Origin of the sequence: Nocardia sp. NRRL WC-3656 (genome assembly GCF_000720265.1) — a bacterium.
Taxonomy (GTDB): Bacteria; Actinomycetota; Actinomycetes; order Mycobacteriales; family Mycobacteriaceae; genus Nocardia; species Nocardia nova.
In genome coordinates this window covers 89,483-114,386 of record NZ_JOJF01000011.1, presented here as the reverse complement: position 1 = coordinate 114,386, position 24,904 = coordinate 89,483, and the positions used below count along the sequence as shown (strand labels likewise).

General features: G+C 66.7%; 26 protein-coding genes and 1 tRNA gene. 13 read left to right on the top strand and 14 right to left on the bottom strand.

The window, feature by feature from the left end; all coding sequences use genetic code 11:
- Positions 1-158: 158 nt before the first annotated feature.
- The 7 genes from IG65_RS0116915 to IG65_RS39120 all read right to left on the bottom strand — a co-directional run bounded on the left by IG65_RS0116915 (position 159) and on the right by IG65_RS39120 (position 6,713).
- Entirely contained in the window at positions 159-1,778 is a 1,620-nt protein-coding gene (locus IG65_RS0116915; protein ID WP_231509256.1) for a SulP family inorganic anion transporter, read from the bottom strand.
- Positions 1,775-3,610 carry a phosphoenolpyruvate carboxykinase (GTP) gene (locus IG65_RS0116910; protein ID WP_030515885.1) on the bottom strand — a complete coding sequence of 612 codons (1,836 nt, stop codon included), beginning with the start codon at positions 3,608-3,610 and terminating at the stop codon, positions 1,775-1,777. Before IG65_RS0116910 ends, IG65_RS0116915 begins: the two co-directional genes overlap by 4 nt.
- A gap of 110 nt (positions 3,611-3,720) precedes the next feature.
- Positions 3,721-4,020 (bottom strand): helix-turn-helix transcriptional regulator, encoded by a 300-nt coding sequence (locus IG65_RS0116905; RefSeq protein WP_030515884.1) that lies wholly within the window; start codon positions 4,018-4,020, stop codon positions 3,721-3,723.
- A gap of 128 nt (positions 4,021-4,148) precedes the next feature.
- Positions 4,149-4,526: a VOC family protein gene (locus IG65_RS0116900; RefSeq protein ID WP_030515883.1), complete on the bottom strand. Its 378-nt coding sequence runs from the start codon at positions 4,524-4,526 to the stop codon at positions 4,149-4,151.
- Between the two features lie 612 nt (positions 4,527-5,138).
- Positions 5,139-5,837: a cutinase family protein gene (locus IG65_RS0116890; protein WP_081879529.1), complete on the bottom strand. Its 699-nt coding sequence runs from the start codon at positions 5,835-5,837 to the stop codon at positions 5,139-5,141.
- Between the two features lie 190 nt (positions 5,838-6,027).
- Complete coding sequence (locus IG65_RS0116885) at positions 6,028-6,219, bottom strand: helix-turn-helix domain-containing protein (protein WP_030515881.1); 192 nt, start codon at positions 6,217-6,219, stop codon at positions 6,028-6,030.
- Positions 6,165-6,713 carry a DUF3592 domain-containing protein gene (locus IG65_RS39120; RefSeq protein ID WP_030515880.1) on the bottom strand — a complete coding sequence of 183 codons (549 nt, stop codon included), beginning with the start codon at positions 6,711-6,713 and terminating at the stop codon, positions 6,165-6,167. Before IG65_RS39120 ends, IG65_RS0116885 begins: the two co-directional genes overlap by 55 nt.
- Positions 6,714-6,999: 286 nt before the next feature.
- Here IG65_RS39120 and IG65_RS0116875 point away from each other — a divergent pair.
- The 5 genes from IG65_RS0116875 to IG65_RS0116845 all read left to right on the top strand — a co-directional run bounded on the left by IG65_RS0116875 (position 7,000) and on the right by IG65_RS0116845 (position 11,045).
- Positions 7,000-7,073, top strand: a tRNA-Pro gene (locus tag IG65_RS0116875).
- Positions 7,074-7,639: 566 nt separating this feature from the next.
- Positions 7,640-8,539 carry an alpha/beta fold hydrolase gene (locus tag IG65_RS0116865; protein WP_030515878.1) on the top strand — a complete coding sequence of 300 codons (900 nt, stop codon included), beginning with the start codon at positions 7,640-7,642 and terminating at the stop codon, positions 8,537-8,539.
- Positions 8,540-8,567: 28 nt separating this feature from the next.
- Positions 8,568-8,999 (top strand): pyridoxamine 5'-phosphate oxidase family protein, encoded by a 432-nt coding sequence (locus IG65_RS0116860; protein WP_030515877.1) that lies wholly within the window; start codon positions 8,568-8,570, stop codon positions 8,997-8,999.
- Between the two features lie 100 nt (positions 9,000-9,099).
- On the top strand, positions 9,100-9,288 hold the full coding sequence (locus tag IG65_RS37805; RefSeq protein WP_156055658.1) for a hypothetical protein: 189 nt from the start codon (positions 9,100-9,102) through the stop codon (positions 9,286-9,288).
- 491 nt (positions 9,289-9,779) lie between these two features.
- The gene (locus IG65_RS0116845) at positions 9,780-11,045 is read left to right on the top strand and encodes a cytochrome P450 (RefSeq protein ID WP_197039859.1); all 1,266 of its coding nucleotides are present in this window, start codon (positions 9,780-9,782) and stop codon (positions 11,043-11,045) included.
- 197 nt (positions 11,046-11,242) lie between these two features.
- Here IG65_RS0116845 and IG65_RS38530 read toward each other — a convergent pair whose 3' ends face one another.
- Positions 11,243-11,365, bottom strand: coding sequence for a TetR family transcriptional regulator (locus IG65_RS38530; RefSeq protein WP_231509255.1), 123 nt, complete (start codon positions 11,363-11,365; stop codon positions 11,243-11,245).
- A gap of 458 nt (positions 11,366-11,823) precedes the next feature.
- Between IG65_RS38530 and IG65_RS38525 the strand changes: the two genes are divergently transcribed.
- Positions 11,824-12,774, top strand: coding sequence for a ferritin family protein (locus IG65_RS38525; protein WP_197039858.1), 951 nt, complete (start codon positions 11,824-11,826; stop codon positions 12,772-12,774).
- 819 nt (positions 12,775-13,593) lie between these two features.
- On the opposite strand, the gene IG65_RS35940 is transcribed toward IG65_RS38525, so the two are convergent.
- From IG65_RS35940 to IG65_RS0116810, 3 genes are all read right to left on the bottom strand, one after another.
- On the bottom strand, positions 13,594-13,878 hold the full coding sequence (locus tag IG65_RS35940) for a hypothetical protein (RefSeq protein ID WP_051756270.1): 285 nt from the start codon (positions 13,876-13,878) through the stop codon (positions 13,594-13,596).
- Positions 13,879-14,230: 352 nt separating this feature from the next.
- Positions 14,231-15,661: a multicopper oxidase domain-containing protein gene (locus IG65_RS0116815; protein ID WP_030515872.1), complete on the bottom strand. Its 1,431-nt coding sequence runs from the start codon at positions 15,659-15,661 to the stop codon at positions 14,231-14,233.
- Positions 15,662-16,022: 361 nt separating this feature from the next.
- The gene (locus IG65_RS0116810) at positions 16,023-16,634 is read right to left on the bottom strand and encodes a TetR/AcrR family transcriptional regulator (protein WP_197039857.1); all 612 of its coding nucleotides are present in this window, start codon (positions 16,632-16,634) and stop codon (positions 16,023-16,025) included.
- 207 nt (positions 16,635-16,841) lie between these two features.
- On the opposite strand from IG65_RS0116810, the gene IG65_RS0116800 reads away from it, so the two are divergent.
- On the top strand, positions 16,842-18,392 hold the full coding sequence (locus IG65_RS0116800) for an MFS transporter (protein ID WP_030515870.1): 1,551 nt from the start codon (positions 16,842-16,844) through the stop codon (positions 18,390-18,392).
- Between the two features lie 164 nt (positions 18,393-18,556).
- On the top strand, positions 18,557-18,976 hold the full coding sequence (locus IG65_RS0116795; protein ID WP_030515869.1) for a DUF1003 domain-containing protein: 420 nt from the start codon (positions 18,557-18,559) through the stop codon (positions 18,974-18,976).
- Positions 18,977-19,025: 49 nt separating this feature from the next.
- On the opposite strand, the gene IG65_RS0116790 is transcribed toward IG65_RS0116795, so the two are convergent.
- Entirely contained in the window at positions 19,026-19,937 is a 912-nt protein-coding gene (locus tag IG65_RS0116790) for an alpha/beta hydrolase (protein WP_030515868.1), read from the bottom strand.
- Between the two features lie 43 nt (positions 19,938-19,980).
- Here IG65_RS0116790 and IG65_RS0116785 point away from each other — a divergent pair, with 43 nt between their 5' ends.
- Positions 19,981-20,448: a MarR family winged helix-turn-helix transcriptional regulator gene (locus IG65_RS0116785; protein ID WP_030515867.1), complete on the top strand. Its 468-nt coding sequence runs from the start codon at positions 19,981-19,983 to the stop codon at positions 20,446-20,448.
- Positions 20,449-20,499: 51 nt separating this feature from the next.
- On the opposite strand, the gene IG65_RS34785 is transcribed toward IG65_RS0116785, so the two are convergent.
- Complete coding sequence (locus IG65_RS34785) at positions 20,500-21,453, bottom strand: MCE family protein (RefSeq protein ID WP_369801555.1); 954 nt, start codon at positions 21,451-21,453, stop codon at positions 20,500-20,502.
- Positions 21,454-21,538: 85 nt separating this feature from the next.
- Positions 21,539-22,273, bottom strand: coding sequence for a nuclear transport factor 2 family protein (locus tag IG65_RS0116775; protein WP_030515866.1), 735 nt, complete (start codon positions 22,271-22,273; stop codon positions 21,539-21,541).
- A 193-nt stretch (positions 22,274-22,466) separates the two neighbouring features.
- On the opposite strand from IG65_RS0116775, the gene IG65_RS0116770 reads away from it, so the two are divergent.
- The 4 genes from IG65_RS0116770 (at position 22,467) to IG65_RS0116755 (ending at position 24,899) form a co-directional block, all read left to right on the top strand.
- Positions 22,467-23,090, top strand: coding sequence for a TetR/AcrR family transcriptional regulator (locus tag IG65_RS0116770; protein WP_030515865.1), 624 nt, complete (start codon positions 22,467-22,469; stop codon positions 23,088-23,090).
- A 94-nt stretch (positions 23,091-23,184) separates the two neighbouring features.
- Entirely contained in the window at positions 23,185-23,931 is a 747-nt protein-coding gene (locus tag IG65_RS0116765; protein WP_051756262.1) for a helix-turn-helix domain-containing protein, read from the top strand.
- 53 nt (positions 23,932-23,984) lie between these two features.
- On the top strand, positions 23,985-24,407 hold the full coding sequence (locus IG65_RS0116760; RefSeq protein WP_030515863.1) for a VOC family protein: 423 nt from the start codon (positions 23,985-23,987) through the stop codon (positions 24,405-24,407).
- A 246-nt stretch (positions 24,408-24,653) separates the two neighbouring features.
- Positions 24,654-24,899, top strand: coding sequence for a hypothetical protein (locus tag IG65_RS0116755; protein WP_156055656.1), 246 nt, complete (start codon positions 24,654-24,656; stop codon positions 24,897-24,899).
- The last annotated feature ends 5 nt before the right edge of the window (positions 24,900-24,904 follow it).

The window sequence follows — 24,904 nt, the reverse complement described above, 5'->3', positions numbered from 1 at the left end:
GTCGTAGATCTGCGGGATCGATCCGGTGAAGGACGTGTCCCCGCCTTCGGCCGGTGCGCCCGGCCCCGGATCACCCACTCACGGCAGGTGATGCTACGCGCGCCCTGCGGCTGCCGGGCGAGATCGCCGCGGCGCCGGGCGGTTTCGCCGCGCGGCGATCACATGGCGCGCGCGTACGCGAGGGCCTCGGGCGTCTGCTCGAAGATCTGCGTCTCGCCGCCCGCGGGCAGGGCGCCGAGCGCCGCGAGCCGACGGCGATGCTCGTCGCGCAGGCCCGACATCAGGACCGTGATGTTGCGGTGCTGCAGTTTCGCGATGGCGTCCTTGAGGACCAGTGCGCCGGTCGTGTCGAGGGCGGTGACATGCGCCATGCGAAGGACCACCACATGGACGTCGGCGACCTCGGTCAGCTCCAGCAGGAAGCGGTGGGCGGCGGCGAAGAACAGCGGTCCGTCGATGCGGTAGGCGACGATACGGTCGTGCAACAGGCGGTGTTCCTCGCTGAGGTGGTCGCTCTCGTCGAGCGGAACCTGTTGCAGCCGAGCTTCTTTCGCCACCGAACGCAGCGCCAGGACGATCGCGATCGCGACGCCGACACCGACCGCGGTCACCAGGTCCATGGCGACCGTGACCAGGAACGTCGCGGCCATGATGAGTGCGTCACCGCGTGAGGCACGCGCGATGGCGGTCAGCGACGCGGTTTCCACCATGCGGACCGTCGTGGCCAGCAGCACCCCGGCCAGCGCCGCGACCGGGATATCGGCGACGAGCGGGGCGGCGAGGTAGATGATGGCGGCGAGCACCACCGCGTGGGTCAGCGCGGCCAGGCGTGTGCGTGCCCCGGAGCGCACATTGACGGCCGTGCGGGCGATCGCACCGGTAGCCGGCACGCCGCCGAACAGCGGTGCGGAGATATTGGCCAACCCCTGCCCGAACAGTTCGCGATCGGGATCGTGGCGGGTGCCGACGGCCATGGCATCCGCGGCGGTCGCCGCCAGCAGCGATTCGAGGGCGCCCAGCGCAGCGACCGCCAGCGCGGGCGCCACCAGCGATCCGAGGCTGCCCCAGTCGAGAAAGTTCAGTGTGGGAGCACTGAGTCCCGACGGGAGGGCGCCGATGGCCGCGGTGGGGATGTCGAAGAGCGCGACCACGACGGTCGCGCCGGCCACGGCCAGCAGCGCGAAGGGCAGCTTCGGCAGGAACCGCCCGCCGACGAGCATCACCGCGGCCACCGCGACGGCGATCACGACCGGCGCGAGATGGGGTTGCGAAATATATTGGCGCACAGCGTCATAGGCCGACTGCCAAACCTTGTCCCCGTGCGCGTGCGCGATACCGAGAGCGTTGGGGAACTGCTGCAAGGCGATCACCACGGCGATGCCGGCGGTGAAGCCCTCGATCACCGGGGCCGGCATGTATCGCACCGCACGCCCGGCCCCGGCGATCGCGAGCGCCACCAGCACGATGCCGGCCATCAGGCCCACGGCCAGCACCCCGCCCCCGCCGTGCTGGTGGACGATCGGAACCAGCACGACGGTCATCGCGCCGGTCGGCCCCGACACCTGGAAACGGGAGCCGCCGAATATCGCGGCCACGATGCCCGCGACGACCGCGGTGGCCAGTCCGGCCGCGGCGCCGAGTCCGGAGCTGATGCCGAATCCCAGTGCCAGCGGCAACGCCACCAGGGCGACGATCAGACCCGACAGCAGATCCGGGCCGGGGGTGCGGAGGGCCGGACGCCAATCCGACCAGCGGGGGAGCAGTGCTGCGATGTTCACAACCGGGCTGCCAGACGCAGTTTCAGCGCGGCGAGCTGTTCCCGCAACGCGTCGGGCAGGCGATTGCCACCGATGGTGGCGTACCAGTGGTCGATGTCGGCCACCTCGGCCACCCACTCGTCGATGTCGACCGCGAGCGACGCTGCCGTCCGGGCGCGCTGCCGGTCGTCGAGGCCGGTGAGATCGAGGGCCTCGACCGCGGGCACGTAGCCGATCGGCGTCTCGATCGCCTCAGCGGTGCCGTCGAGACGTTCCAGCGCCCACTGCAGCACGCGCACGTTGTCGCCGAAGCCGGGCCACAGGAATTCGCCTTCCGAACCTCGTCGGAACCAGTTGACCTGGAAGATCTTCGGCAGTTTCGCCGGGTCGGCGGCGGCGCCGAGCCGGAGCCAGTGGGCGAAGTAGTCACCGACGTGATAGCCGAGGAACGGCAGCATCGCCATCGGATCGCGCCGTACGACGCCGACCGTCCCGGTCGCGGCGGCGGTGGTTTCCGACGACAGCACCGAGGCGGTGAAAACGCCATGGGCCCAGTCGAAGGACTCGGCGACCAGCGGGACGGTGGTGGCGCGACGGCCGCCGAAGAAGATCGCCGAAATCGGCACGCCGGCCGGATCGTCCCATTCCGGAGCGACCGAGGGACACTGTCGAATAGGTGTGCAGTACCGCGAATTCGGATGCGCGGCAGGCGTTCCCGAGGCGGGCGTCCAGTTTTCGCCGTGCCAGTCGACGAGATGGGCGGGCGGTTCGGCGGTCAATCCCTCCCACCACACGTCCCCGTCGGCGGTGCGGGCGGTGTTGGTGAAGATCGAATTGCCCTTCGCGATGGTGGCGATCGCGTTGGGATTGGTCGTGGCGCCGGTGCCGGGGGCGACACCGAAGAATCCGGCCTCGGGATTGACCGCGTAGAGCCGGCCGTCGGCGCCGAAGCGCAGCCACGCGATATCGTCACCGACCGTCTCGGCGGTCCAGCCGTCGAGTGCGGGTTCGAGCATGGCCAGGTTCGTCTTGCCGCACGACGACGGGAACGCCGCGGCGACGTAGTGCGTCTTCCCTTGCGGGGAGGTGAGTTTCAGGATCAGCATGTGCTCGGCCAGCCACCCTTCGTCCCGGCCGAGTACCGAGGCGATGCGCAGTGCGAAACACTTCTTGCCCAGCAGCGCGTTGCCGCCGTAGCCGGATCCGTAACTCCAGATCTCGCGGCGCTCGGGAAAGTGCGAGATGTATTTGGTGGTATCGCACGGCCACGCCGCATCCGGCTCACCGACGCCCAGCGGTGCGCCCACCGAATGCAGGCATTTGACGAATTCCGTTCCGGTCGTGAGCTTTTCCCAGACGGCGTCGCCGGACCGCGTCATGATCTGCATCGACACCGCGACATATTCCGAATCGGTGATCTGCACACCGAATTTCGGGTCCTGCGCATCGAGCGGCCCCATGCAGAACGCGATGACATACATCGTCCGTCCGGCCATCGCGCCGCGATAGTGCTCGGTCATCACCGTGCGCATATCCACCGGGTCGACCCAGTTGTTGGTCGGACCGGCGTCGGTCTCACGCTCGGAGCAGATGAACGTGCGATCCTCCACCCGCGCCACGTCGTCGGGATCGGAGACACACCAGAACGAGTTCGGCTTACCGGTCAGTGGAACGAACGTTCCCTTGTCGACCAATCGTGCGGTCAGCCGATCCCACTCCGCCCGGGAGCCGTCGCACAGGACGATGTGCTCGGGGGCCGTCAGCTCGGCGACCTCGGCGATCCACGCCAGAACGCTCTCGTGGGCCACCGGAACCTCGTCGAGCTGTGCGATGACACGTGAACTGTCGGACACGAGACCTGCCTCCTTGATAAAGCTGCAATGTAGTTAGTTTAGAAAACCTGCAAATAGCGGTTGCATTCGGGCCCCCGCTCCGCTGGTTCCGGCGTCCTATGCCCGGATCGTCAGGCGAGCTCTTCCAGCGCCTCCGCTTGGCCCGCGACCACGCCGGTCAAGATCGCCCGCGCCACCACCAGCAATTCGGCGACCTGCGGGGAGGTGAGCTCGTAGGTCACCGACAGTCCCTCCCGTCGGGCCACGACCAGCCCGGCTCGGCGCAGAATCGCGAGCTGCTGGGACAGATTCGCCGGCTCGATGCCGATCTCGGTCAGCATCTCGGAGACCGCCTGTTCGCGCTCGCTGAGCAGTTCGAGCACGCGAATCCGGATCGGATGTCCCAGCGTTTTGAAGAACTCCGCTTTCATCTGATAGAGGGGTCTGCTCAGTCCGGGCACGCGATCACTCCTTTTGGTCCGCGGCCCCACGGCCTGCTACGTCGCTCTTGATTGCAGAGTTTAGCAAACAGGAAAAGTGCCGAGCTGTTCGCCGCCGATCAGTCGGCCAGCCGCCACGGCGGATTGCGTCTGTTGCCGGCGGCGTGGAACAGGCACAGCCGGTGGCCGTCGGGATCACGTAACCGGGCTTCGCGCCACAGCCAGGGCATATCGGCGGGTGACTGCTCGAATGCGATGCCGGCATCGGACAGGCGCCGGTACTCGCCGTCGAGGTCGTCGGTCTCGAAATAGACGGTGACTTCCTCACCGCCCGGTACGGCGTCGACGCGGTCGACCGAGAAGGTGCTCTCACCCGCGGGGCATTCGAATCGCAGATAGTGCTCGGTCTTGACGATCAGGCGCAGACCGAGCAGCAGATAGAAGTGCTCGGCTCGATCGAGGTCCGTGCTGCCGACGGTGACCTGATTCAGACGCATACCGTCCAGTGTCACCATCGCGGTGCCGGATCGGTAAGCCACCCTCGGGGGGCGCGGCGGTGAGGCGGTGGGCGAGGCGAAACCTCTCAAATCCACCTCGGGGCTCCGCGGGGAGAACCGCGGTGGCGGTCGGTGAATGCCGGTAGCGGAGTATGGGGCGAAACGGTTTGTCATGCAAACGTTTCCGGCCAGGCGCGAAAGTGGTTGTTCTTCTGCGGATCCGGCTGCCACCGGCACGGACGCTCGGGGGCTGGTGATCGAATGTCCAACTGCCGTCTATTCGTTTCCGTGGAGTAGGACGAAACTCGTGCCGACGAGGGCGGACAGAAGACGTTAATTCCCGGACCTCCCGGGTATGACGAAAAGCGCAGTCCGCAACTGTCACCGAAAGGAGGAACTCGATGATTATCGGTGATTTGTCTCAGATCGTGAACATGGTCGTGGGCTGGTTCGGCCAGATGCGCGGCGTGATCGGCATCTGACCCCGGCCCCTCACCACCCGCCCGACCACGCAGGACGCGGTTGGGCGGGTGGTGGTCTGTGGTGATCGGAAAGCTCACCGGCACAAGACTTTGCGGACGCAGCGACCTTTTCCGGAGCGTATTCCGTGCCTCACAGGTGGGCGACGGCGAAGTCCGCAGCCTCATCCGCTGTGGCGGTGTAGCTGGTCCGGTGCACTTTCCAGCTCGTGCCTTTGGGGTCGCACACCGGGTCGTTCGCGGTGCAGGTGTCGTAGGTGCGGTCCGCAGAGGGGCCGGTGACGCTGTGACCGATACCGCGAATCGGGTTGCCGAACAACAGGATCGCCGCGATCTTCGGCGCCACCGCCGCGGGCAGGGTGGCCACGATCGGCCCGCCGACCTTCGCGCCCACGCTGCTGATGCCGATCGAATTGTCGACCACGTTCGCGCCTTGTGAGTAACCGACCAGGACGAAGCGCTGGTTCGGGCAGGCCTTCGCCGCGTCGGTCACATGTGTCACCAGGTCGCGATTGCCCTGCTGCACCGACCACGGCTCGACCGGACTGGCCGGGTACTGGACCCGATAGGCGCTGTGCGAGCGCGACAAGCGTTGTGCGAGTGCGTGATACACGGGATTGCCCACGACCGCGCCGAGGCCGGGATCGGCGCCGAGCGGTTCGCCGGTGCCGCGAGCGACGACGACGTCGGCATCGGTGCACGTCGTCTGCGCCGCCGCGGGCGTGGCCGCCGAGATCCCGACCACGGCGAACGTCGCGGCGATCGACGCGACTGCGGAGGCCGCAGCTATCTCGCGGACGTGGCGCGGCCTCTCCCTGTCGAACAGTCCCATCTGCGCAGTCTCCTCTGCTGATCCACCCGATACCTGAGCGGTACCGATGCTGGTCAGACGCTAGAACCGCCGGCGAGGTCAGGAGGTCCGAGGCGACGGTCTCCGTTATTTTCACCAAGACCCTCCGGCGTCGCTGGTCGGGTGCACAGGAGGCCGCAACTACCGAGCAGCCGGGCTCGCAAGCGCGGTGTCAGGGTCGGGCCGACCGGACGCTGTGCACGACCAGCGCGGACCGCAGGTACCACAGGTCCGGATAGCGGTGCGCGTGAAAGCCGGTGAGTTCGGCGATGCGTCGCAGCCGGTAGTCCACGGTGTTGGGGTGCAGGTTCAGCGTCTTCCCGGTGCGGCGCCGGTTGAGGCCGGTGGCGATGTGGCAGCGCAATGTCGCCAGCAGTTCGGGGTGGTCGTCGAGCGTGTGCTCAGGAGGGCCAGCGACAGCGGCAGGAACCAGAGGAGAGGAGTGCCGGGCTTGCCGTCGATACGGAACCGCTCCGGCGTGTCCGGGAGGTGCCTGACCTGGACGGCCTCACCCGGCGTCCGCGTCCGGCCCTGCCACTGGCCACGCTGCGAGACGGCGACGAACCGGTCCTCGTAGCGGCCGGCCATCGTGCGCGCTCGCGCGATGATCGCCGCCTCCCGCATCTCCCGGCAGTCGGCGGTGCGGAAGGCGACCACCGGAGACGAATACTCCACGATCGTTTCGGTGCCGTTGCGGTCGAGAACCGCCCGGTGACTGCGCTCGACGTCGACGATCCGCCCCGCTACCACGACCCCGTCCCGAGCGAAGCGCAGACCGAATCGAGCCGCCTGGGCACTCAGAGGCAGACCACCCATCCCGCCCCAGAGAAAGACCATGGCGACGAACCAGTAGCCCATGGCAGCCCCCGCGACGCTCGTGGAACGAACTTCCAGACTGCCACACGGCGACTTCGGAAGAGCGGCAGATTAATTCGGCTCGTCATCGTGCCGGCGCATCGGCGAAAAGTGACCCTGCCGCCGCTGACTTGTAGCCGCCGTCCGCCTCGGCTGACGCCGGCCAGACGAGCCGCATCAGGGACGGCGCTCCGCTTGCCCTCCCGGGCGGGATTGCCCACAAGCAGCCGATTTGCTCCAACAAGGGGGTAGTGAGGTAATCTCTTCGAGCACCCGCAAGCGGGAGCAACGGGCTGTGGCGCAGCTTGGTAGCGCACTTGACTGGGGGTCAAGTGGTCGCAGGTTCAAATCCTGTCAGCCCGACCGAGAGATCCCCTCCGACCAGCGTCGGAGGGGATTTCTTGTTTCCGGTTGAGAGTCATTGTTGGCCGCCAGTGTGCCTAGAGTGTGCCAACGCGCAGAATGCTGCCTGCGAACTTCGCAAGGGTGGAACCGTCCCGTGGCTGGTGGGCTCGTCCCACGGTTTCTTCGGTGCATCGAACCTCTCTCGCGCGGACCACTCGGGGTCACCACAGGTGTTGTCGACCACCGTGCTGACCACTCGGCGGAACATTTGTGGCGTCACCCAGGCGAAAATTTCGCCTCGCCCGGTCTGTCACACCGAGCGGTGGCGGCGTTCGACACCGCGCTGCTGGATCGGTTTCCGAATTGTACTGCTGCACAGAGAAGTTGAGTTGCAGGACAAACTGCTGTTGCTGCGGCTCGAAATCGCTCCCGCAGCGTTCGGATGTCAGCGCCGATCCGTCTCGGACATGGCGGGATAGGGTGCTCGGGATCTAGCAAAACCCTTGTTGCACCACCGGTGGCGCCGCCGCTACGTACACCTGCCGATATGGTCCGAGGTGCGGGCCCGGGCGAAGGAGGCGGCGATGGTAGTGACGGCGGGGGCGGGTGTCACGGTACCGGGATGGTTTACGCAGGCCATTGCGGAACTGCCCGAACATCGTGAGGTCGACGTCGGGGGCGGTGTCGTTCATCTGCGGTGCTGGGGCCGGGCGGGGACGGCCGGTGTGGTGCTGGTGCACGGCGGATCGGCGCATTCGGGCTGGTGGGACCACATCGCTCCGCTGTTGGCGGGTACGCATCGCGTGGTGGCGCTGGATTTGTCCGGTCACGGTGACAGCGCCGTGCGGTCCCGGTATCCGATCGAGGGCTGGGCGGACGAGGTGATGGCCGCTGCCGAGGCCGGCGGGATAGCCGGACGGCCGTACGTCGTCGGGCACAGCATGGGTGGGCGAGTGAGCGCCGTGGCGGCTGCTCGGCATCGGGAATCGCTCGCGGGTCTGGTCGTCATCGATTCTCCGTTTCAGGAGCCGTCGGAAGAGTCCATCGTCCGGCAGTTGCTCCACCGGCCGAAGACGTACCCGACGCGGGAAGAGATTTGTGGCCGGTTTCGAACCGTCCCGGACCAGGCGGTTCTGCTTCCTTACGTCGCGCGGCACGTGGCGGAGGAATCGGTGCGAGACACCGGTGCCGGGTGGGGCTGGAAGTTCGATCCCGAGATGTTGCGCAAGCGCCTCGAAAACGGGCGTATCCCACCGCTGGGCTCGCTGTGGGCCGTGGACGCATCCGTGCTGTACATCCGATGCGAACGCGGTTTGGTGACCCGGGAGCGGGCGCTGGAGATCGCGAGCTTGTTCGGGCGACCCGCGACGGTGGTCGAATTGGCCGAGGCCGGTCATCACCCGATGATGGATCAACCGCTTGCGCTGGTGGCGACCTTGCGGACCGTCCTCGCCCAGTGGGATTCGCGCGTTCGACCGGAATAACGTCGCAGCCCGCTCCGTTCGACGTCTTATGCCGAAACCTTTCTCGGAAGCCGAGCGTCAAGAGTTCCTGGCGGGCAAGCACATCGGAGTGCTGTCCGTCGCCGCTACCGACGGGCGTCCGCCCGCCACCGCGCCGATCTGGTACGACTACACCCCGGGCGGCAATATTCGTATCAACACCGGCGCGGCACGCCGCAAGGCCAGGCTGGTGCGGGAAGCCGGTGTGGTGACACTGACGGTGCAGCGCGAAGAGCTGCCCTATCAGTACGTCATCGTCGAGGGCACGGTCGTCGAGGCCGCCACCCCCTCGCCCCGGGACGCGCGGGTGAGCATCGCCAGCCGCTATCTGGGTCCGGAGGAGGGCCGCGCCTTCGCGGACCGGATGGACGGCAACGACTCCGTACTGTTCACCATCCGCCCCGACCGCTGGATCAGCCAGGACTACTCGGGTGATCTCTAGACAGCACTGTTCGGGCGTCCGGTCGGCGAGGTAGTTTGCTCGACATGAGCAGGTTCAGCCGGCGGCGGTCGCCCGTTCGTTCTCGATCCGCCGGTGGGTCGTGAAGATCGACTCGGCGACGGCGCAGGCGACGCGCGAGAACTCGGTGGCCGGCCACATGAATCGTGCCGCCGGACAGGCCGTCGGCCTGACCGACGACTGCGCGGCGCGGGCGATATCGTCCGCCCTGACCGAGGAAGTGGTCGCGGCACTGGAGAACTCGGCCGAGCGAATCAAGCTGTCCCACTGAACTATCGCCGCCGAGTTCGCCGACGCCCGCATACCACCGTCATCCACCGTGTCGAACGCCGGGGACTGCGGGCGTCGTGATGTTTCGCCACGAAGTCGTGATCACACCGTGCTGATCGACGGTAGCGGCAAGGAGGCGTTCGCCGATGACGCCGAGCTACCATCTGTTTCGCTCTCTGGTTCCGAATAAGACTCCGCTTCAACGACTTCCGAACAGCCCTGGCGTGCGAGCAGCGCATTTCGATGCGATGTTCACGCGGAAGCCACTCGGGCACCCGGATGTTTACTGGACGGTAGCCATGGCTAATCCGTGGCCGGGGCCTCCCTGTTTCACCCGATCGAAACTGCTCGACCTCTCACCGATGCACCCCTGATCGATTACTCGTCCCGGACCGCATCGGCCGCAAGTCAGAATGTTCGTCGAAAGGACTGAGGGACAGTGCATTACCTATGTTCGAGCTCGGCCATGGTTTCGTCGGCCGGTGGTGGCCGGTGACAGCCGAGATGGAGATCCTCGAACTGACAGACGAGTTCTACCAGGATCCGCATGCGACCTATCGGGCGCTGCGCGAGCGCGGTCCCCTCCATCGCATTCGATTGGACGGTGTGGTCGGCTGGTTGATCGTCGATCACGACGTGGCCAGGCAAGCCTTGGCGGAGCCGACCATCAGCAAGCGCATCGGGTCGCCCGAAGGACAGGCCGTGCTGGCCAAAAACGGTGCGGCCGAGATGTTCAACACCGCCATCAGCGACAACATGTTGTTCGCCGATCCACCACAGCACACGCGTTTGCGCCGCCTCGTGGCGAAGGCGTTCGCGGGTCCCGCCATCCGCGATCTGCAACCGAGAATCACCTCGATCGCCGACACTCTGCTCGACGACATCAGCGCGCGAACGACTGTCGACCTCATCGACAGCTACGCCTTCCGGCTGCCGATCGCGGTAATCTGCGAGCTGCTCGGGGTGCCCGACGACGACAAGGCAGACTTCCGCTCGTGGACCGCCGTGGTCGTCAGCGACACGGCCACGAACGAGGAACGCGCCGCCGCCGGGGTCACATACTTCACCTACCTGACGAAGTTGATCGCCGAACGCACCGACGACCCCCGTGACGACCTGCTCTCCCAACTGATCATCGCGAAAGACCACGAGGACCGGCTGGACCAGCACGAACTCATCGCCATGCTGCTCCTGCTGCTGATAGCGGGGCATGAGACCACGGTCAATCTGATCGGCAACTCGGTACTCGAGCTACTGCGCGAGCCCGCGATCGCCGAGCGGTTGCGCGCGGACCCCGAAGCGATACCCGCCTACGTCGAGGAGATCCTGCGCTGCCAGGGGTCGCTGCACTTGGCCACGGCCCGGTACACCACCGCTGCGATCACGTTGGGCGATCAGGACATCGACGCGGACGAATTCATCCTCATCTCGCTCGCCGCCGCCAATCGCGACCCCGCCCGGTTCGCCGAGCCGGACCGCATCGACCTCGAACGACCCGAGAGCCGGCACATCGCCTTCGGACACGGCATCCATCACTGTCTCGGTGCCGCCCTGGCACGAATGGAGGCCACGACCGCGATCAAGAGGCTGCTGGCCACTTTCCCGGATCTGTCGCTCGACGGCGAATTCAGCGATCTGACGTGGCGAAAGAGCCTGTTGATTCACGGCTTGACCAGCCTGCCGGTCCGGCCGGCCGCACGCACGGATTCTCGGTCCGGGCCCGTGACCGACACGGACCGCGTCTCCGTCATGGCCTGACCCGGCCGTCGACACGACGAGTGGTACATCGCGGCAATCCCATTCCGGCTCGGCCTCAGCGATGTACCACTCACCCGTGAAGGTGCCAGGAGAGCGACGCAGCTGGTCCTCGAACTCGACTTCGAGGCGAACAATCGCCTCCTCGATGTCGCCTCCCACCGCACGTGTGCGTCGCTCGACCGGGTCGGAGGCAGAGATCATCGCCGCTCGAATGCGTTGGGCCGCTTGGTGTTCCAGACTTCGATGACCGCGTCGAACAGGTCCTTCCTGTCGTCGAAGTGGTGGTAGAGCGCACCGCGGGGCAGACCGGCTGCGCGCACCAGCAGGATGTCATATCGCCGAGCCGGGTCGCTCTCGTTCCGAGTACACCGGTCGTATTTCCCCGGGTGAACCGCTGGCGTTGATCGATATCGCCCAGACGCAAATTGGGTCTGGACCGATTGGCGCCGGAAAGTCCGATCTGGGAGCGGATGATGCTGCGCGGCCTCGAACAACGTACCGAAGACTCGCGGTGGTGGGTGTGAGGTTAGCCATCGCTCGGGGTCCAAGGTCACCGCGTGGCGTGGCGTAAGGCTCGTTGATCGGTGACTTCGGCCTGCGGGCGTCGAACAGAGTGGCGGCGACGATGGAATTGTTTCCGTTTGCTGGGCGAGAGGTGACTGCGATGGGGGCGCTTTTCGGACTCGCGGCGTGCGCTGGTCGCGCGTGAGCGCTGATCATCCGGCGCGGCTGGACTTCCGGATCCTGTTCCACCCCTGCGGGATCGAAAGGAGCAGAAATGCACAATAAGTCGCGACTGACGATAGCGATGTGTGCCGCGCTTCTGGTGCCGGTGGTGGCGTGTTCGGGTACGCCACAGCGAACCGCGTCGCCACAGCAGTCGCAGTCCGTTCCCGCCGAGTCGACCCGAACCAACGCCGTGGCGGCGATGCACGGGGAAGCATTCGCCCATGCGAAATACCGGGCGTATGCGGATCAGGCCCAGCACAGCGGCGAGCCTCGGGTAGCGCAGGAATTCCGCACCGCGGCACAGACCGAGCTGTCGGATCATTTCACTCGCGAGGCTGATCTGGTCGGTCTGGGTGGTGACACCGCGGCGAATCTGCGTGACGCGATCGCCGGCGAATCCACTGAATCGACGACCATGTACCCGGGCTTCGCCGCACAGGCGACAGCGGCGGGTGACGTTGCGGCGGCGCAGTTGTTCTCCGCGATCGCCGGCGATGAAGCAGCGCACGCACGCGACTTCACGATCGCCTTGGCGACCCTCACCGGTCCCGCGGGCGCCGTTGTTCCGGCGGGGCCCGATGTCACCGCGACTTCGATCACGCCGGGACCGGCGAAGTCGTCGGGTGCGACCCTGGCCAACCTGCGCACGGCCATGCAGGGGGAGGCGTTCGCCTTCGCGAAATACAGCCGATATGCCCGCCAGGCTCGTGAGGCGGGGAACCCGCAGATCGCGCAGCTGTTCTCCCGCACCGCCCAGGTGGAGCTCGACGAGCACTTCGCCGAACAAGCGACGCCGGCCGGACTGGTGGCCTCCGACGTCGCCGCCAATCTCACCGACGCGATAGCAGGGGAGAAGCACGAAGCCGAGTCGATGTATCCCGACTATGCCGCCCAGGCCGACAAGGCCGGAAACCCTCGGGCGGCCGACCTGTTTCGAGAGATTGCGGCCGACGAAAAGGCCCACGAGCAAGCCTTCCAACAGGCTCTCGATGCCCTGTGACCCGCCGGAGTGGGCTGTCTCGGCTTGATCCTGCCCGGTCGCCTACTCAGGCTTGCTCACGTTAGCAGCCGATCGATCCCGAAGCTCGGCGTGCCGGAACTGGTAAATCGGTCCCACTGTGCGTAGCACGCCTCGCTCCCTTGCGTCCTCCAGAAACCGCATGAGCCGCACCGGCGTTCGGTGCCGTAGGGCCAGCTCGATCTGGAAACAGAAGGTTGGCCACGACGCGGTAATTGCGGGGGGTAAAGCGAGCATCGCGGCAAGTCCACCGAGCAGCCCGACCGCGAGCACGGCAGGCAACCCCAGATTGAACCGCATACCGAAGCACAGTCCTGCCGTCAGCGCGCCGAACCCGCATATGGCCCCGAATCCGAGGCCGGCCATGGCGTCTTGCCTCCACGAGCGGGAGCGCCATGAACAATCCAGTGATCGTGACTGGTGCCAGCCACCAGCGAGCAACGACCCGCTTGGGTTTGATCTCACTCTCGAGAGTGTGTTCGGACGACGCCGGGATGGTCATGGCCGTTCAGTTCGGAGAAGGGGCGGCTGCCCGTCCCAGAGTGATCTGCCGAGTACAGGGTCCGTCGGCTCACACCACAAACTTGCCGGTCAGCAGGCGCAGGCAAATGAGGGGCCCCGGCGGTTCGGTCCGCCGGGGCCCTGTGGTCGACAGTGGGAGACGGTCATCGATCGTGTGGGCGTACGGGAAGCTGTGTCGCCGGGCCGTCATGTGGAGGTGAATGCACTGGGCTACACGGGAGGAGCCAGAGCTCGCGGCGGCCCAGCTAGGGTGATCACGCCGGCTGGCCGGTCGGGCAATCACCGTCGCGCTGGGGTCACTGAGACCGGCATCGGATCCTTCACGAGAGCGAGCGACGCAACGGGGGAGCCGGTGTGAGTCGCGGAGTTGGCGCGAGGCACGAGGATGTGGGTGGCGACTACGGCCCAGAAGGTGCGCCGGTCGATGATGTCGAAGTCCCAGTCCTCGACCAGGCGGTGCAGTGTGTCGACGATGGCGGGAACGTCGAAGTCGGTGGCCAGTGCGGCGCCGGTGGACTCGATGAGGCCGGTGACGTACTTGGTGGCGGTTTCCATCGTGAACATCTGTTCTCCAGATCTGCGCGGCGCGAACACCCGCATGGTTCGCGTCTGTGTGCCCCGACCTGGCGAACAGACCGCACACTGGCCCGCCGCCACATTCCTGCCCCAGCCGTTGGCCACTATCGCGGCTCGACAGCTGAAAGAAGGTCTGCGCCAATAGTTTTACCGCATCGCCTCCAGGGTTGGGGACGCATGATGACAAATGTGTGCTTCGCCGCCGGATTGCGCGGCGCGTCGACGCTCGGTGACGAAATCGACGAGTGAATTCTGGAACCCGTGGCCGCATACCCCTGGGGTGTAGCCGCACCGATGGTTGCAGGGCGGGTCGCTGGGCGCGCCGCCGGCCCGGCCGCGCTCAGCTCACGCGCAGCAAGGCCATGAACCCGTAGTCCATGTGCAGCTGCTGGTGGCAGTGCAGCAGCGACGCCCCCGTCTCGTCGGCGACGACATCGATCGCCATCTCCTGGTAGCCGCCGAGCATCACCACATCCTTGTGCAACCCGGCGGTCGGTGTCCCGGCGATATGAGTGACCTCGAAGGTATTGCGGTGCAGGTGAATCGGATGGATGTCGTCGGTGGCATTGCGGAACAGCAACCGATACCGGCGCCCGCGCGCCAAGTCGAACGCCGGTGCGCCGGTGTTCATGTCGAACGCGGCACCGTTGAGAGTCCACACGTTGAACCCGTCACGGTCGGCGTTGCGTTTCTCGATCAGCAGCTCGATCTGCTGATCCGGCGACGCCGTGCTGGCGGCGGGCCGGGTGAACAGGCGATAGTCCCACGTGAACGGCGGCGGCGGAGCCCACTGCGGCTCACCGGCGCGGCCGCCGTATTCGACGACTATGCCCATGCCGTTGGCGCGGTCGTCGTCGGACAGGTCACCGAGTATCCAGACGCCGGGGTTGGTCATCTCCACCACCGCCGAGACACGTTCGGCGGCACCGAGCCACAGCACCGGCACCCGCGCCGGGTTCGGCACCGGGTTGCCGTCCAGTGCCACCACGGTGAAGGTGTGCCCGGGCAGCGCGAGGCTGCGGTTCTCGGTCGCGCCGCCGTTGACCACATGCAGCAGCACCCGCTCGCCCTCCTTGACCCGGATCGGGTCGCCGTGGCCGAGCATGCGGCCGTTGATGGTGAAGGTGTCGTAGCCGACCTCGTACCCGTGCGGGCGGCCCGACGCGAGCGAGGCCGCCATCGCCGCCTCGCCTCGATCGCGCAGGTCCGCGAGCGGTTCACCGGCCAGGAAGTTCGCGGCCATGTCCCCGTCCTGGCTCAGTGTGGGACCGAACTCCTTGAGGGTGAGGATGACTTCCCGGTCGTAGGCACCGGGATTCTGCTTCGGCTCGATGTAAACGGGTCCGACCTGGCCGTTGTACTGGCCCAACTCCAAGTTCGCGCCGGCGATCAGGTGCGTGTGATAAAACCGCAGCCCCGACGGACCGGGCGTGAACGACAATCGCCGCATCCCGTGCGCGGGGATGAACGGTGTGCCCTCCTCGCCCGAGCCGTCCACTTCCACCGGCACCGTCTGGCCGTGCCAGTGCAGCTGTTCCGGGGTGCCGGTGTCGTTATGGACGTCGACCACCACCGGTTTTCCCTCGGCGAACCGCAGCAGCGGGCCCGGGAACTGCCCGTTGTACAGCGTGGCCGACACCGAACGGCCGGGCGCCACCTCCACCTGCCCCTGACCGATACGTAGCGTGTAATCAGCCTTGCCCGGTCCTGATGACCGGCTGCATCCCGCCACCACTGCTGCGCCCCCGGCTGCTACCGCCACGCCGGCCATACCGAAGAACTCGCGCCGGTTCACCCGCCTCACCTCGACTGCCGCCTCTTCCAGATATCGGGAACCGATGTCGCACCACGATATCGCGCACGGCCCGGCACCGTAGCAGCCACAACCGCCGGTTGAGACGTGGTCGGAACACAGCGTTCCGCTGACATTTTCGTGCGGCCTATCGCTGAAATCTTCTGCAGGCGAGCTGATCGAATCTTCGTCTGCCGGTGGGCCAACGGTGGTGCCCACTTTGTCGTGGCCGCCTGGGCCGGCCGAATCCGGCAGCGAATGCCTGTGTGAACGCGCCGCTGTAGGTGAGCGATCGTTGCTGTGCCAAGGAATTCGGTATCGTCCGCGTAACGGGGCACAACTATCTGCCCGGTGGCGCGCCGGAGACACTCGTGCCGTGAGCTGTCGCCGGTGGTGCCTCGCAGGGCGGGGCATCGAGGCTGGGGATCAGGAATCGTTGCAGCAGTTGTGTTTCGGTGTCGGGGTGAGCCGGCCACAGCAGCATCGAGACCATGGTTCGTATGAACCAGGTCGCGACGAGCGCGTCGTCGGGGTCGGTGCCCAAAAGGTCGGCTACCAGCGCGATCAGCGTGGGTGATTCGGAGAACCCGGTGACAGCCCGGGGGCCGTGCTCGGATCCCAGGAACGCGGTGACGACCGGTTCGGCTCGGGCCTCGCATAACGCGACCGTGAGCGCGGTATAGGTACGGTTGGTGCCGCTGCGGCGGGCGATCGCGGCTTCCACTTTCTCGATGATGCTGGTGGCGGCCCGGGCGAGCACGGTTTCGCGCAGGTGGGCGACGCCGCCGGTGTGGCGGTACACGGTGGCTCGCGAACAGTGGGCTCGCCGGGCCACGGAATCGACGGTCAGGTTGTCGAACCCCGCGCTGATGATCAGGTGTGTGGCAGCGCTGTAGATGTGGTCGGCGGCGCGATCGTGCCGATCCGTGGCCAACAGCCAGTCCATGCCCATCGTCTCAGTATGAGACGACACCGGCCGACGGACGGCGGGAAAACCACACGTCGGTCGATAGTGGTGAGACGAGCGAGTCGCGCCGGGCACGCCCGTGTGTGTCGACTTCGTTCGCATGTCTTGTCCGTGAGACTTCCGCGCCGACACGGTGGAGCTGTGCGCGGCGCTCGCTCCCGAGTCGCCGCTGAGCTGTGAACGGAGACCGGAATGGCGTCACTCACGCAGGAAGCGGGCACACAGGTGCTCCGATGGTCGGGGCGTCAGTGGCGCACCGTGGTCGTATCGTGTCTGGCGGTCGCCCTGGTCATCGCCGCGATGGCCGCCCTCTACACGGCGCTGCCCGCGCTGGCGACCGACACCGGCGCCACGCAGGTGCAGGCGACCTCGATCGTCGACGGCTACACCCTGGCCCTGGCCTGTCTGGTCTTGCCCGCGGGTTCGATCAGCGATCGCTACGGCCGCCGCCGGGTACTGATCGCCGGGCTCGTGGTATTCGCCATCGCCTCCGCCGTTCCGCTGTTCACTTCGGCACTGGCCGGCCTGATCGCGGCTCGGGTGGTGGCCGGCGCCGGGGCGGCGATGGTGATGCCGTCGACCTTGTCGTTGATCACCGCGGGATTCCCCGAGCGGTCCGCACCCCGGGCGATCGGTATGTGGGCCGGGTTCGCGGGCGTCGGCGGCATGCTGGGCCTGGTCGGGTCCGGGTTGTTGCTGCAGCACTGGTCGTGGCAGTCCATCTTCAGCGGACTCGCGGTCGCAGCGGTGATACTGCTCGCGGCAGCGTTCTCACTGCAGGAATCGCGAGCGGCAACCACGATCCGGTTGGATCCACTCGGAGCGATCACCTCGATCGCCGCGATAGGCATGCTGGTGTGGGCACTGATCGCCGCCGGCGATCGCGGATGGGGCGACCGCTGGATCCTGACCGCCATGGCCGGGGCCACCGTCGCCGCGGTGGCCTTCGTCGTCACCGAATTGCGGGTGTGCTCACCGCTGCTGCAACTGCGGCTGCTGGCCCGGCGCGGATTCTCCGCCGGTGCGGTCTCGATCACGATCCAATTCCTGGTCACCTTCGGGCTGTTCCTGATCAACGTGCAATACCTGCAGTTGATGCTCGGCTACAGCCCACTGGGCTCCGCACTCGCAGTCCTGCCCATGGGTGCCGGCGTGGTCGCCCTGTCGATGTTCTCCCCGCGACTCGCCGCCCGCTACGGACTGCGTCTGCCCACCACGGCAGGATTCATCGCTCTCACCGCCGGACTACTGCTGATGAGCCGACAAACACCCGCCTTCGGCTATCCGGGAGTTCTCGTTCCACTGCTGGTCATCAGCTTCGGTCTCGGCCTGGCCGCCGCACCGGCCACTGCAGCCATCATCACCGAAACCGACACCGACCACCACGGCATCGCCGCCGCCGTCAACGACGCCGCCCGCGAAATCGGCGCCGCCATCGGCATAGCCATCGCCGGCACCGTCCTCGCCGCCGGCTACCGGTCCACCGTCACACCCACCCTCGAACACATCCCCGAACCCGCACGCACCCCGCTGGCCTACTCCCTCGCCGCCACAACACAACTCGCCGACAGAGTAGGACCCCGAGCGCAACCACTCCTCGAAGTTTCCCGCACCGCATTCCTCCACGGCCTTCACCTCGCCGCCCTCACCCTCGCCGCCCTCACCCTCATCACCGCGATCGCTCTCACCATCTGGGCACCCGGACGACCCCATCGAACGGCCACAAACCACGACAACGCCTGACCGGCAGCGCTTCACGGCGACTCGCCACCACAGAATCCCTGCCACACACCGGAGTCGGTCTCACCGGCCTCCGGCCGGAGCCTTCGGCTGAGTCACAGCACTCGCCTGGCGCGGATAGCATTCGGAGGCGGCCGCCATCGCCTGATTTCGCAGAGGAGCTCCCCATGTCACAGCCACCGCGTGGCGACCAGCATCCCGTTGTGGTCGACTTCCGGGCCAAGCGGAGAGACAACTGGCAGTTGCGGGTGGCCGACTGGATCACCCGGTTCGCCGGGTCGATGCCGTTCGTCTATCTCCACGCGGCGGGGTTCGCCGGTTGGATGCTTTTCTGTGAGGACAGCCCGTGGCCGACACTGACGCTCGTGGTGTCGCTGGAGGCGATCTTCCTGTCGACGTTCGTCATGATCGGGCAGAATCGCGCGGCGGAGTTCCAGCAGCTGAAAGCCGACCACGACTTCGCCGAGGAAGAGCTGGAACTCAAGACCAATACCGAGCTCACCCGAGCGATTCACGAGATGACCACCGAGTTGCATCGCAGGATCATCATCGACGAGAAGGTGTCCGGCGGCGCCGAGAAGCCTTGATAGTGCAGCCGTCCTTGCGTGAGGCTGCGCCGACCGGATCGTTCGCTGATCAGTGTGCCGGTGTCCTGGTGTGCGTGTGCTGGATGAGGAACAGGGCCGCGCGGTCGAGCGCCTCGTCCGCCTCGTCGAGCATGCCCGCGAAGGCCTGGAACACGTGCGGCACGTCGGCGGTGACGTCCAGGATGACGTCCACTCCCGCCGCCCGCGCCCGCGCGGCGAGGCGGGTCGAGTCGTCGAGCAGGATCTCGTTGGTGCCCACCTGGATCAGCATCGGGGGAAAGCCGGTGAGGTCGGCGAGGACGGCGGGGCTGAGCAGGGGTTGATGTGGGTCGGCGCCGGCGAGGTACATGGCCCCGGTGTGTTCGACGGCCTGCCGGGTGAAGATCGGGTCGACGTCCTCCTTGGTGTGCATGCTTTCGCCGGTGCGGGTGGCGTCGAGGCCGGGGGAGAACGCGACGATGGCGGCGGGCAGCGGCAGGCCCGCGTCGCGGGCGGCCAGACAGGTGGTGACGGTGAGGCCGCCGCCTGCCGAGTCACCGGCGAAAGCAATCGTCGAAGGATCCGTTCCGGTGTCGAGCAGGGCACGGTAGGCGGCGAGGGTGTCCTCGATCGCGGCCGGGAACGGGTGCTCGGGTGCGAGCCGATAGTCCAGTGAGTAGGACGCGAAGCCGGTCTTGGCCACGAGATGCCCGGTCAGCGACAGCGCGGTCTCCGGGGAGCCGAAGACGAAGCCGCCGCCGTGGAAGTACAGGATCGTCGCGGCGCCGGGCTCGTCGTCCGGCTCGACCCGCAGTGCGGGTCGGTTGCCGAGCGTCGTCGGCGCGGTGTGGATGTCGGCCGGGACGATCATCTGGGCCATCAGCGTCGCGAAGCCGGTGCGCAGCGCCTCGACGGACCGGGGGCCCGCGGGCCGCGGCTGCCGCAGCATCGCGTCGACGAGGGCCCGCTGTTGCTCACTCATGGTGGTGCTCCTCCCGGAAGTAGATTCCATTACACTATATGCCGTGGAATATAAATCGGGCGGTGACGTCGACCTCACGCGCTTCTTCGCCGACTTGGTGCGATGCGAGACACGTCTGTACAACGCCCTCAACGACCGTCTGCGCGAGCGGCACGGGATCGTCACCTCACAGTTCGAGTTCCTGCGCTTCCTGCGTGATCGGCCGGGTTCGCGCGTGGCCGACCTCGCCGCCGAATTCGCCATCGGAGTCGGTGCCACCAGCAAGGGCGTCGACCGTCTGGAGGCGCGGGGATGGGTTGTGCGGCAACCGAATCCGTCCGATCGCCGGTCCTCGCTGCTGGCCCTGACCGCCGACGGCGCGCTGCTCTTCGACGCGGCGGAGCAGACGGTCGCGGCCGGCCTCGCCGAGCTGATCGGCGACATTGTCGACGGTTCCCCCGACGCCGTCCGCGCCATCGCGGAACTACGGGTTACGTTGGAGCGCAACCAGATTGGCACGCCCACCGGTTGATCGATCGTTCTATCGATGCCATTGCGCGACTGCGGCACCCCGCCGCGTGCGTCAGCGGCAGGTGGCGGAGTGGGAGTCTCCGCCGATTCGGGAGATGAGGCCGCGGGGGAGCAATACGCCGTAGAGGGAGATGTCGAGGCTGCAGATGAAGCCGTTGCCGTAGGTGCCGTCGCTGCTGAATTTTCCTATGTCGGCGAAGATGTTCTGTGCGTCCACCGCGGTGCGGTCGAGTCCGGCGCCGTTGGCCAGCAGGACGGCGAGAGCGTTGGTGGTGGCATCCTGTGCGGCAGCGATTTTCGGCTCGACCTGGGTGAACATGTCGGCCATGGCGGAGGTGGTCTTCGCGATCCGGGTGGTGCTGGTTTGCAGGGCCTGGCCTTGGTCGTAGAGACCGCCGATCAGCGCGCGGGTCTGGGTGACCAGTGTTTCGAACTCACCGCCGCGTGCGGCCAGTCGTTGCATGACCGTGGAGAGTTGAGTGATCACGTCGGCGAGGATGGCGTCGCGCCGCTGCCAGTCGCCGGCGAGGGCGACTGCCTGGGTGATGAAGCTGCTCAGCGATACGCCGTCGCCCTGCAAGGCCTGGATCAAGGTGTTGGAGAGGTCGTTGACCTGCTGTGTGTTCAGGGTTTCGAACAGTGGCTGGAAACCGTTGAGCAGACCGGAGATATCGAAGGACGGCTCCGTCTGCTCGAGCGGTATCGAACCGTTGTCGGGAAGCGGGGCGGGGTTGCCCTTGGTGCCGGGTTCGAGCGCCACATACCGTTGGCCGAGCAGATTCTGGTAGCGCACCAATGCCCTGGTGTCGCCGAAGACGGTCTGCCCGCGCTGGAGGATGAATGTGACTGTGGCGTGGTTGTTTCGGTCGAGCGCGATCGTGGCGACCTTGCCGACTCGCACACCGGCGACCCGGACGTCGTCGCCGGCCTGTAGTCCGAGGACGTCACCGAAGGTCGCCGAATACGTGTTGGTGGGGCGGAGACGGTGCGGGCGAGCGTATTCCAGATCGTCGTGGTCACCAGGACCGCGACGACGGCGAACACGCCGAAACCCGTCAGTGGCCTGGACAGGCCCCCGCCCCGGCCACCCATTACGCCTTGTTCCCGAATCGGGACAGCACGGCGGGGATCTTCGACGCGGCCATCAGTGCCCGGAACTGCCAGCTGTCGTCTCGGGGCAGAATGCCGCCGCGCTGGGTGGCGTCGAGGAAGTCGTAGAGGGTCTCGCCTTCCACCATGAGTCCGTCGGTGTTGAAGTGGTAGCGGTCGACCGCCGGGCACTGGATGAAACGCCCGTTGCCGTAGATCACCGGCGCCGACTCGTCGTAGGGGTACAGCCGCAGCGGCCCGGTCCAGTGTCCGCTACCGATGTACCTGATCACGGTGCGCACGGTTCCTTCCGGCGTCACATCCAGATACACCTGATTCGGTAGCGGGTCGTAGCGCCAGTCGGGGATGGCGTCGAAGAAGGCGAAGTTGTATTCGACGAATTCGTCGATGCCGACGATTGTCCGTCCGAAGGTCGTGACGTCGGTGTAGCGGATGTCGGGCGCGTAGAGCTCGTCGTTGATGCTCATATCCCGCACCAGGAAGCTCCACCAGTACTTCTTCGCCCACTCCATCAGCCAGCTGACGTCGACGCCGAAGCCTTTGTAGAGCTCGAGTTTGCGTTCGAAGTCGTCGAACCATTGCAGGGTGGTGGCTTGTAGCTCGGCTTCGGGGATCGCCCGGATCGGTACTGCCCGATTGGAATTGAGGAATTCCGGAACCGGCTTCGACAACCGCGGCTGCCGCAGAGCCTGCTGAAACTGTTCCTCGTTGAACATGAACACCCTTTCACCACGACAAATGCCGCCGCTTTCTGTGAGCGGGGGCGTGTACCACCAGGAATCTCGGTACCGCGATGAACGACGAGTCGCCCACGGCGTTGCGGTCCCGAGCCGGTCAAGGTGAATCATATGATTCATGTAGAATCACATGATGTCAATACGTGTCCGTGGCGGATGCGAGGATGGATCGGTGAGTGCTCCCAAACTCTGGCGCGGCCAGACGCTGCAGGACCGTTCGGACGAACGTCGCGAGCAACTGCTCGACTGCGCTTTCGACCTGCTCGGCACAGCAGGCGCCGGCGCGGTCACCATGCGCGCGGTCACTCGGCAGGCGAATCTGAGCCCTCGCTACTTCTACGAGAGTTTCGACAGTCGCGAATCGCTCGTCGCCGCCGTCTACGATCGCGTTGAAGGCGAACTGCGGCAACGACTTTCGGCAATAACGCCCGATACCGATCCGCAGGCGGCGATCCGGGCGGCGCTGGAAGCGTGCGCCGATTTCTTCGAGGAGGATCCGCGCCGGGCGCGGGTATTGCTGCGGGAGCCGCTGGCCGACGACATGCTGCGCCGGCACATCACCGCGCGCACACCCGAGGCGGTGCGGGCGGTGGCACCGCTTCTCGGCAGTGGCGCCGAGGCGCTGTTCGCCAGTAGCGACGCCGTCCTCGCCACCATCGGCACCGCGTTGGCCGGCGCGCTGACGGCTGTGTACCTGGAGTGGATCGACGCGCACCTGACGATCGACAGAGACCGGCTCGTCGACGTCAGTGTCGGCATCGTGACCGCGTTGCTCGGCGTCGGCCTCGGAAGCTGACCGACCGCACGCCTTGTTCCTTCGGGATCGGCTGGGCACGCCGGCCGTTATTTACCGGCTTCGGGCGCGCCTGCCCCGTGTTAGCTTCTTGGCCGTGAGCTTCGAACCGGCCGATGGTATCGAGCTGCGCCCGTCCGATTCCGCCTATGTCGAGCTGGTCTATCGGGCCGGGCCGGTCGCCGGGGCGGTACCGGCGCGGATGCGGTCCGTCGCGAATTCGAACTGGGAGCTGGTCGTGTGGCGCGACGGTGGGCAGACGCACGTTTCGGTCCGCGGTCCCGAGACCGGTCCCACGGTGGTGGAGCTGGGGCCGGGTACCGGGGAAACGCTCGGAATCATCTTCCGGCACGGCGCGTTTCTCGCGCCGATGCCGGTGCCGGGGCTGGTCGACACCGCGGTGTCGAGTCCGCACACCACGGCCCGCTCGTTCGTGCTGCAGGGCGAGGAATGGGAAATCCCGGCCTACGACAATGCCGACGTTTTTGTCGACCGCCTGGTTCGCGCCGGACTGCTGGTGCGTGATCCGCTGGTCACCGATGTGTTGCGCGGTGATGGCAGCACTTTGGTCACTCCGCGATCGGTGCAGCGGCGGGTGGCCGCGGCGACCGGGCTGACGCAGGGTGCGATCCGGCAGATCGAGCGGGCGAGGCAGGCCGTGCTGCTGCTGCGGCAAGGGGTGCCGGCGATCGAAGTCGCGCAGCGGGCGGGGTATCACGACCAGCCACACCTGGCGCGTTCGCTGACGCGGTTCACCGGCCGCACGGCGTCCCAGCTGCGGCGCGCCGACGACGAGGAGATGCTGTCGCTCCTGTACAAGACCGAGGTCGAGGTGCGCCCCTAAATTGTGCGGTGACGCCGGAAGCCCGTCATACCGAACACTTTTGGAGGCACGTCATGGCATTCACGCAGATCTACGTCAACCTGCCGGTCACCGACCTGGAGGCGAGCAAGAAGATGTACACGGCGATGGGGGGAACGATCAACCCGGACTTCACCGGGGACACCTCCGCCCAGGTGGTCTTCGCCGACGCGGTCGTGGTGCAGCTGATGACGCGCGAGACATTCGCGACCTTCACCAAGCGAGACACCGCGGACGGTCCGATCGAGGTGATCAACGCGCTGGCCGCCGGGTCGCGTGAAGAAGTGGACCGCCTCGCCGCCGCGGCGCTGGCCGCGGGTGCCACCGAACCGCGGGAGGCCCAGGACATGGGCTGGCTGTACAACCGGGCGATCGACGACCCGGACGGTCACTGCTGGGAACTGCTGGCCTACGACCCGGCCGCCATGGGCGACGGCACGACGACCATCCAGGGGTGACGTCGGCGGCGGGCAGGCCCGGTTCTAGGGCTGCCGATATGCGGTCCGTCGGGTCTGTACGGTTGGAGGGTCGCAGATGAGCGCCGCCATTGACACTGCCGGATCACACACCTCAGATCACCTGCCCCCGTTCGCATTACGTGAGTTGTCGATCCTCGGTGGCGGACTGCTCGTGCTGTCGACCGCGCGGTTGGGTCGGTATCCGCTGTGGGGGGACGAGTTGTACATGGTGCCGGGGGGCGGCGGTTGTCGTGGAGTTATGCCGAACAGGGGCCGTTGGTGCCGTTGCCGGCCTATTTCTCGGATCGGGTGGCGCCGGGGTGGGTGGTGGTTTTGCGGTTGCCGGTGGTGGTGTTGACGGTTGCGACGGTGGTGATGCGCGTGAGCTGGGTGAACTACGGCATCCGGGTGTCGTTGTGCTGGGGCCCGATTCGTCCCTGGTCGCAGATCTGGCCCGAACTGATGACGCTGCGCATCGACCACGGCGCCTGATCACC

Excerpts from the sequence above, each read along its gene's own strand:
- IG65_RS0116810 (WP_197039857.1), bottom strand. The coding sequence starts at position 16,634 with ATGGGCATGGACTGGCTGTTGGCCACGGATCGGCACGATCGCGCCGCC.
- IG65_RS0116890 (WP_081879529.1), bottom strand. The coding sequence starts at position 5,837 with ATGGGACTGTTCGACAGGGAGAGGCCGCGCCACGTCCGCGAGATAGCT.
- IG65_RS0116865 (WP_030515878.1), top strand. The coding sequence starts at position 7,640 with ATGGTAGTGACGGCGGGGGCGGGTGTCACGGTACCGGGATGGTTTACG.
- IG65_RS38525 (WP_197039858.1), top strand. The coding sequence starts at position 11,824 with ATGCACAATAAGTCGCGACTGACGATAGCGATGTGTGCCGCGCTTCTG.
- IG65_RS0116790 (WP_030515868.1), bottom strand. The coding sequence starts at position 19,937 with ATGAGTGAGCAACAGCGGGCCCTCGTCGACGCGATGCTGCGGCAGCCG.
- IG65_RS35940 (WP_051756270.1), bottom strand. The coding sequence starts at position 13,878 with ATGTTCACGATGGAAACCGCCACCAAGTACGTCACCGGCCTCATCGAG.
- IG65_RS0116900 (WP_030515883.1), bottom strand. The coding sequence starts at position 4,526 with ATGCGTCTGAATCAGGTCACCGTCGGCAGCACGGACCTCGATCGAGCC.
- IG65_RS0116775 (WP_030515866.1), bottom strand. The coding sequence starts at position 22,273 with ATGTTCAACGAGGAACAGTTTCAGCAGGCTCTGCGGCAGCCGCGGTTG.
- IG65_RS39120 (WP_030515880.1), bottom strand. The coding sequence starts at position 6,713 with ATGGGCTACTGGTTCGTCGCCATGGTCTTTCTCTGGGGCGGGATGGGT.
- IG65_RS0116860 (WP_030515877.1), top strand. The coding sequence starts at position 8,568 with ATGCCGAAACCTTTCTCGGAAGCCGAGCGTCAAGAGTTCCTGGCGGGC.
- IG65_RS0116800 (WP_030515870.1), top strand. The coding sequence starts at position 16,842 with ATGGCGTCACTCACGCAGGAAGCGGGCACACAGGTGCTCCGATGGTCG.
- IG65_RS0116815 (WP_030515872.1), bottom strand. The coding sequence starts at position 15,661 with ATGGCCGGCGTGGCGGTAGCAGCCGGGGGCGCAGCAGTGGTGGCGGGA.
- IG65_RS0116760 (WP_030515863.1), top strand. The coding sequence starts at position 23,985 with ATGGCATTCACGCAGATCTACGTCAACCTGCCGGTCACCGACCTGGAG.
- IG65_RS0116905 (WP_030515884.1), bottom strand. The coding sequence starts at position 4,020 with ATGAAAGCGGAGTTCTTCAAAACGCTGGGACATCCGATCCGGATTCGC.
- IG65_RS0116795 (WP_030515869.1), top strand. The coding sequence starts at position 18,557 with ATGTCACAGCCACCGCGTGGCGACCAGCATCCCGTTGTGGTCGACTTC.